The 7,295-nt window shown below is 80.5% G+C and carries 8 protein-coding genes; 5 read left to right on the forward strand and 3 right to left on the reverse strand.

Going from position 1 to position 7,295, the window contains the following annotated elements; genetic code table 11:
- Nucleotides 1-9: 9 nt before the first annotated feature.
- The 3 genes from ACI798_RS08900 (at nt 10) to ACI798_RS08910 (ending at nt 2,306) form a co-directional block, all read left to right on the forward strand.
- Complete coding sequence (locus tag ACI798_RS08900; RefSeq protein ID WP_457047734.1) at nt 10-909, forward strand: universal stress protein; 900 nt, start codon at nt 10-12, stop codon at nt 907-909.
- A 7-nt stretch (nt 910-916) separates the two neighbouring features.
- Entirely contained in the window at nt 917-1,915 is a 999-nt protein-coding gene (locus ACI798_RS08905) for a zinc-dependent alcohol dehydrogenase family protein (protein ID WP_456939224.1), read from the forward strand.
- Between the two features lie 103 nt (nt 1,916-2,018).
- Nucleotides 2,019-2,306: a hypothetical protein gene (locus tag ACI798_RS08910; RefSeq protein WP_456939223.1), complete on the forward strand. Its 288-nt coding sequence runs from the start codon at nt 2,019-2,021 to the stop codon at nt 2,304-2,306.
- A gap of 15 nt (nt 2,307-2,321) precedes the next feature.
- Here the strand turns inward: ACI798_RS08910 and ACI798_RS08915 are convergent, their stop codons facing one another.
- The 3 genes from ACI798_RS08915 to ACI798_RS08925 are packed head-to-tail and all read right to left on the reverse strand — an operon-like array spanning nt 2,322 to nt 4,900.
- The gene (locus tag ACI798_RS08915; RefSeq protein WP_457047735.1) at nt 2,322-2,933 is read right to left on the reverse strand and encodes an Rv1733c family protein; all 612 of its coding nucleotides are present in this window, start codon (nt 2,931-2,933) and stop codon (nt 2,322-2,324) included.
- A gap of 3 nt (nt 2,934-2,936) precedes the next feature.
- Complete coding sequence (locus ACI798_RS08920) at nt 2,937-3,815, reverse strand: universal stress protein (RefSeq protein WP_456939221.1); 879 nt, start codon at nt 3,813-3,815, stop codon at nt 2,937-2,939.
- A complete protein-coding gene (locus ACI798_RS08925; RefSeq protein WP_457047736.1) occupies nt 3,812-4,900 on the reverse strand; it encodes an Acg family FMN-binding oxidoreductase in 1,089 nt (362 codons plus the stop codon). Before ACI798_RS08925 ends, ACI798_RS08920 begins: the two co-directional genes overlap by 4 nt.
- 212 nt (nt 4,901-5,112) lie before the next feature.
- Between ACI798_RS08925 and ACI798_RS08930 the strand changes: the two genes are divergently transcribed.
- Nucleotides 5,113-6,696, forward strand: coding sequence for a DUF4389 domain-containing protein (locus tag ACI798_RS08930; RefSeq protein ID WP_457047737.1), 1,584 nt, complete (start codon nt 5,113-5,115; stop codon nt 6,694-6,696).
- An 81-nt stretch (nt 6,697-6,777) separates the two neighbouring features.
- Nucleotides 6,778-7,295, forward strand: a 518-nt coding sequence (locus ACI798_RS08935; protein WP_457047738.1) for a thioredoxin family protein, incomplete at its 3' end; no start/stop codon positions are given.

The raw sequence follows: 7,295 nt of genomic DNA on the forward strand, positions 1-7,295 counted from the left end.
GGAGCACGCGTGACGGAGCGGACGACGGCGGAGGAGCCCGGCGGCCGGGTGGTCGTGGGCCTCGACGGGTCGCCGGCCGCCCGGGCGGCGGCGGTCTGGGCCCTGGCCGCTGCGGAGCGCGCCGGCACCGGCCTCGAGGTGGTCACCGTGCTCCCGGTCGGGGACGCGTGGGACGACGCCGAGCTGCTCGACCCCGCGCGCGTGGACCTCGTGCGCTCCGACGTCGCGGCGCACGTGCGCGACCTGCTCGACGAGCAGCACGCGGAGGTGCCGGTGACTACGACCGTGCTCCCCGGCCGCCCGGTCGAGGAGCTGGTCGCGCGCTCGGCCGACGCCGGGCTGCTCGTGGTCGGCAGCCGGGGCCGCGGGGCCGCCCGCAGCACGCTGCTCGGCTCGGTCGCCCTGGGCTGCGTGCCCCGCGCCCGGTGCCCCGTGGTCGTGGTGCACCCGGCCGCGCCCGGCCCCGGCCGGCCGCGGGTGGTCGTCGGGCTCGACGACACCGACGGGGCCCGCGAGGTGCTGTGGCGCGCGGCGGCCGAGGCCCACCGGATGGGTGCCGACCTCGACGTCGTGGTCGCCCGCCGCCCGCCCGAGCCCTGGGCGGCCGCCCTCGTCCCGGAGGGGCCGCCGACGGGCGGGGACGCCGGGGCGCATGCCGAGGCCCTCGTGCACGAGCAACTGGGCGCCCGGCCGGACGCCGTGCGGGTGGCCGTGGTGCCCGGCCCGGCCGCCGAGGTCCTGGTGCGCTCTGCGCAGGGCGCCGCGCTGCTCGTCGTGGGCAGTCGCAGCCGCAGCCGCCTGGGCGGGATGCTGCTCGGCTCCACCGCGCTGCACTGCGTGGTGGCCGCGCCCTGTCCCGTCCTCGTGCTGCACCCGCAGCGGGTGCCGGCCGCCGTCACGACGGTCTGAGGCGGGCGTGCGGGCCTGGGTGGTCGGGACGCCGGCGCCGGCCGACGCGGGGCCGCTGCGTCTCGTGGAGCGCGAGCCGCCCGTGCCCGGCCCGGGGCAGGTGCGGGTCGCGGTCAGCTGCTGCGGCGTGTGCCGCACCGACCTGCACCTGGCCGAGGGCGACCTGCCGCCGCGGCGGCCGGGCGTCGTCCCCGGGCACGAGGTGGTCGGCCGCGTCGACGCGCTCGGGCCCGGGGCGGCCCGCTTCGCGCCCGGCGACCGGGTCGGCGTCCCGTGGCTCGGCCGCACCGACGGCAGCTGCCGGTTCTGCCGCCGCGGCGACGAGAACCTGTGCACCGACCCGCGGTTCACCGGCTGGGACCTCGACGGCGGCTACGCCGAGGCCTGCCTGGTCGACGAGCGCTTCGCCCACCGGCTGCCCGCGGGCCTCGACGACGAGGCGGCCGCGCCGCTGCTGTGCGCCGGGATCATCGGCTGGCGCGCGCTGCGCTGCGCCGCGGTCCCGCCCGGCGGCCGGCTGGGGGTCTACGGCTTCGGCGGCAGCGCCCACCTCACCGCGCAGGTCGCGCTGGCGCAGGGGCTGCGGGTGCACGTGCTCACCCGCGGCGCCGCCAACCGGGCGCTGGCGCGGGAGCTGGGCGTGGACTCCGTCGGCGGCCCCGCCGACCCGCCCCCGGAGCCGCTGGACGGCGCGGTGCTGTTCGCGCCGGCCGGGGAGCTGGTGCCGGTGGCGCTGCGCGCCCTGGACCGCGGCGGCACGCTCGCCGTCGCCGGCATCTGGCTGTCCGACGTGCCGGCGCTGTCCTACGCGGGCGAGCTGTTCCAGGAGCGCCGGCTGCGCAGCGTCACGGCCAACACCCGCCGCGACGCCGAGGAGTTCCTCGTCCTCGCCGCCCGGCTCGGCGTGCGCGCGACCACGACCGCCTACGCCCTCGACGACGCCCCGCGCGCGCTGGCCGACCTCGCGCACGGCCGCTTCGCCGGGGCCGCGGTGCTGCACGTGTGAGGTGCCGTAGGTCCCGGCCCCCGGGACCGTGGCCCCCTCCCCGGCCGGTCCCGCGGCGGCGAGCGTGGGGACGGACGGACCGCACCGCGCAGGAGGCCCCGAGATGACCGTGACCGGCACCCCCACCCCCGAGGACCGCCCGCGCCGGGAGATGTCCGAGGACGAGAAGCTCATCGCGCAGTGGGAGGCGCGCCACGACGTGGCCGCCCGCGGTTCGCACGCCGACCCCATGGCCGTCCAGCACTACCTGAGCCGGGCGCACGCCGACGAGCGCGGGCACGGGCAGCCGGTCCGCCCGGCGGCGCCCCCGGCCGCGGACGCGCCGGCGCCCCGTCCGGCCCGGCCGGAGCCCCGGCGGCCGTGGTGGCGGCGCCTGCTCGGCCGCCCGTGAGGGCCGGCGGGGCACTCAGCGCAGCCGGAACCGGTGCGCCCACAGCGGCTCGACCTCGGCCCACTCGCGGGCCCAGGCGCGGTCGCGCGCCCGGCCGGCCCAGGCGCAGACGCCGGCGTGCGTGACCGCCGCCGTCGCCAGCCCCAGCAGCAGGGTCAGCACGCCGCTGGTCACGCTGACCACGGCGACGTCGGTGCCCTCGATCGGCGGGGCGGAGCGCCCGCCGTCGGGGCCGGTCCACACCGGCACCGTCGCCCCGGCCGGGGTCCCCGGCACGACCGGCACCGTGTCCTCGCGGGTGGCGCCGTCCGGGGCCCGCCACCGCGCCGGCGCGGTCGCCCGCAGCGACGTCGGGGACCCGGGCAGCACCTCCGCGTCCGCGAGGAGCACCGCCGGGACCTGCCGCAGCTGGGCGGCCTGGCGCTCGGCCAGCGCGCCGGTGTCGGAGGCCACCACGCTCGCCACCGCCAGCGCCACCGGCACGACCGCGACGGCGAGCAGGACGCTCGCCAGCCAGGAGACCAGCTCCACCCGGTCCGTCGTGCGCGCACCCGGGCCGAGGCCGCGGCGCACCAGCGCGCGCAGGTAGCCCGGCGGCGCGGGGGCGGGGGCGGGGGCGGGGTCCACGGGTCACCTCGTCGGCGCGACGGCGGCCGGGCGCCGGGGGGCGTCGTCGGGGTGCGGCGGGGGAGGGGGCGGCACGACGAGCACGGGGCAGCGCGCGTGCCCCGCGACCGCCTCGACGAGGGCCGGTCCGGCCGCGGTGCGCGCCTGCCCGAGGACCAGCAGCCCGGCGTCCCGCGACAGGCCGACCAGTGCCGGGACGGGGTCGCCCTCGCGGACGTCGACCGTCACCGGCACCGCCGGCCAGCCCTCGTGCACCCGGGCGGCCTGCGTCTCGACGAGCCGGCGCTCGGCCTCGGCCACGGCGGCGGTGACCGCCGCCGACGAGCGCGGGTCCGCGGCGGCCCCGGGGCGGCGGTGCCAGGTGTGCACCACGCGCAACGGGCAGCCCCGCGTGCCGGCCTCCAGCGCCGCCGCGGCGAGCACCGCCGTCGTGCCCGGGGTCCCGTCCACGCCGGCCACCACGTCGGTCCCTCCCGTGGCTCCGGGGGGGACGGCGAGCACCGGGCACGCCGCGGACGCGAGCAGGTCCCGGGCGACCGGGCCGAGCCCCCCGGCCGCGGGACCCGTGCCGAGGACGAGCACCGCCGCCCCGGCGGACTCCTCGCGCAGCACCTCGGCCGCGGGCCCGGTGTGCACGACGGTCCGCACCGCGGTGGCGGGGGTACGGGCGGTGAGGTCACGGCGCAGCACGTCCAGCCGCGCGAGTGCCCGGTGCCACGGCCCGTCGTGGGCGCGGCCGGGGTCGTGCGCGCCCTCCACCGCGGCCACCAGCAGCAGAGGGCGCAGCTCGCGGTGCGCCCGGTCGGCGGCGGCCGCCGCCACCGCCGGCGCGGAGCGGTCGGGGCCGATCCCGGCCACGACCGGGGCCAGCCGGGAGGTCACACCCACGTCGTCCCCCCGCGGCCGTCGGAGACCGGGCGGGGGCCCGGTCCGGCCCGGGTCCCCGAGGAGGCGCCGGGGAGCTGGCGCTGGGCGGGGACGGCGCTGTTCTCGACGACGGTGCCGCGCGGCCGGCGGGGCGTCGGCGAGGTGGCCGGCGCCCGGCCGATGCGCAGCACCGACTGCGGGTGCGCGTCCCAGGTGAGCGCCGAGCGCAGCTGCGTGCGGGTGACCGGGACCTCCACGGCCTGGGTGAGCGGCCCGGCCACCCAGCCGCGGGCGGTGAGCTCCAGCAGCACCCGCTCGAGGGCCTCGCCGCAGCGCAGCCACGCCAGCAGGTCGTCGCGGTGCGTCGCGAGCACCACGAGGGTCTGGTCGGTGCCCGAGCCGGTGCCGGCGGGGAGCAGCCCGCCGCCGCTGGTGTCGAAGTCGCGGACGGGCAGCTCGTCCTGCTGCAGCCCGTCCACGTGCGGGACGACGCTCACCGGCACGCCGTCGCCGGCCCCGGCGTCGCGGGTGGTCCAGCGGCGCAGCTCGGCCCGGTAGGCGGGGTCGGCGTTCTGGACCCGGTCGGCCTGCTGCGTGAGCCGGGCGAGCAGGCGCAGGTGCTCCTCCCGGGTGACCGGGACGAGGACCGTCTCCTCCGCGGCGGCCGCGGCCACCAGGACCCGCAGCACGTCCCCGGGGACGCGGTCGGCGCCGTACCGCCGCCGGTTGGTGCGGCGCCGGTGCACGGCGGGTGCGAGGGCGGCCAGGGCCGGGTCGGGGATCCCGTCGACCGGGCGGAGGACGGCCATCAGCTCCGGGTGGGCGGGGTCGGGCAGCCGGTCGACCCGGACGGCGCGACCCGCGGCGGCCAGCGCGACGCGGGCGTTGAACAGCGCCGCACCCACGCTCTGCGCCAGGGCCCGGCCGACGGGGTCCAGCACCGCCAGCTGCCGGCTGCGGTCGGCGGACAGCTCCAGCCGGTCGGGGTGCAGCGCGATCCGCCAGGGCTGGGTGTTGTGCACGGACGGGGCCCGCACCGCGGCGTCCGCGGCCGCCTCCAGTGGTGCGAGCGGCGGGATCCGGGTGGCGCGGCGGGCCATGGTGTGACTCCTCGGGACGGACTTCCCCCGAGCGTGGTCCGCGCGGGCGCCACCGTCCCGGGCCCGCGGTCCCGGGGACCCAGCGACCAACGTCCCCGGGAGGACCCGCCTTCGCCCGTGTCGCCGCGGCGGTGCGGGCGGAGAGGCTCCGGACGGCCGCCTGCGCCGGGGAGACGACCCCGGGTCGCCGCGGTGGCCGGAGGAGGTGCGTCGTGAGCGAGTACGTGTCCCCGGGGGCGGCGCGGCCGCCGGCCTACCCGGTGCGGGTGGACGGGGCCCTGGACGCGCGGCTGTCCCGCTGGCTCTGGCTGGTCAAGTGGCTGCTGCTGGTGCCCCACCTCGTGGTGCTGGTGTTCCTCTGGACCGCGGTGGCCGTCGTCACCGTCGTCGCGTTCTTCGCGATCCTGGTGACCGCGCACTACCCGCGGCCGCTGTTCGACTTCACCGTGGGCGTGCTGCGCTGGACCTGGCGGGTCCAGCACTACGGCTACTCCGCGCTGGGCACCGACCGGTACCCGCCGTTCAGCCTGGCCGACGAGCCGGGGTACCCGGCCCGCCTGGACGTCGCGTACCCGGAGCGGCTCTCCCGCGGCCTGGTGCTGGTCAAGTGGCTGCTGGCGCTGCCGCACTACCTGGTGCTGGCGGTCTTCGTCGGCGGCGGCCTCTGGTTCGGCACGGGCGACTGGGACGGCGACGGCGTCTGGAGCGAGGGCTGGGCGGCCGGCGGCCTGGTCGCGCTGCTGGTCCTCGTGGCCGGCGTCGTCCTCCTGTTCACCGGCCGTTATCCCCAACCGCTGTACGACTTCGTCCTCGGCATGGACCGGTGGGCCCAGCGGGTCGCGGGCTACGTGCTGCTGCTGACCGACGCCTATCCGCCCTTCCGGTTCGACATGGGCGGTCCGGACCCGGCCGCGCTGCCGGCGCCCGCCCCGGTGGCGCCGCCCGTCCCCGCCGGGCAGCCGGCTCCCGCGGGCGCGACCGCGGCTCCCGTTCCCGCCGCGGCGGCCAGCCGGTGGACCGCCGGGCCGGTCACGGCCGTGGTCGCCGGCGCGGTGCTCGTCGCCGGCGCGACCGGCCTGCTCGCCGCGGGCGGCAGCCTGCTGTGGGCGGACACCACGCAGCGCGACGGCGGCTTCGTGACCTCGGAGCCGGCCGCGGTCGACACCGCCGGCCACGCCGCCGTCAGCCAGGGACTCCTGCTGCAGGGCGAGGGGACCGACTGGGTCGTCGACGAGCTGCTGGGCACCGCGCGGGTCGAGGCCACCGCGACCGGGCCCGACGACGAGCTGTTCGTGGGGCTGGCCCGCACCGCCGACGTCGACCGGTACCTCGACGGTGTCGGCCGCGCGGAGGTCGAGCCGGCCGAGCCGGGCTGGTGGTCCGGGGACGAGTGGGCGTGGGCCGTGGACGAGGAGGCGGGCGGGCCGCCGCCGGTCGCGCCGGAGGAGGCCGGCATCTGGACCGCCTCGGCCACCGGAACGGGGTCGGTGACGCTGGACTGGCGGCCGGACGAGGGCGACTGGACCGTCGTGCTCATGCGGACCGACGGCGGCGCCGGCATCGAGGCCGACGTCCGGGTCGGCGCGACGCTGCCCGGGCTGACGTGGGTGTCCGTGTCGCTGCTGGGCGTCGGGGCGCTGCTGCTGGCCGGCGGCGTGCTGCTCGTCGCGCTCGGGGCGCACCGGGCCCGGCCGCTGCCGCCGTCCGGCCCGGTCCCGGCCGCGGGACCCCCGGTCCTGCCCCACCCGCGCGGCGCCGAGCCGGAGCCGTCGCCGTCCCCCAACCCGCAGCCCTGACCGCGCGCGGTGCCCCGCCGGTGGGCGGGGCACCGCGGCGCCGGGCTCGACGGTCCACCCACGGGGCGGGAGGAGGACGGCATGGGAGCGGACGGCGGAGGAGCGGACGTCGTCGCGTGCCCGCGCTGCGGACGGCGCAACCGGGTGCCCGCGACCGCCCGCGGACGGCCCCGCTGCGCCGCGTGCGGCGCCGACCTGCCCTGGCTGGTGGCCGCCGACGACACCGACTTCTCCGCCGTCGTCGAGGACGGTCCGCTGCCGGTGCTCGTCGACGTGTGGGCGGCCTGGTGCGCCCCGTGCCGCGCGGTCGCCCCCGTCGTGGAGGAGATCGCCCGGGAGCGGGCCGGCCGGCTGAAGGTGGTGCAGGTGGACGCCGACGCCGCGCCGCGGGTGAGCGGCCGGCTCGGGGTGCGCGGCATCCCCACGCTGCTGCTGTTCGTGGGCGGCCGGGAGCAGGCCCGCGTCACCGGGGCGCTCCCGGCACCGGCGCTGCGCCGCTGGCTCGACGACGCCCTGGCCGCCGCCGGGGGGGGGGGGGGGGGGGGGGGGGGGGGGGGGGGGGGGGGGGGGGGGGGGGGGGGGGGGGGGGGGGGGGGGGG

It is taken from the genome of Geodermatophilus sp. SYSU D01045 (assembly GCF_054050295.1).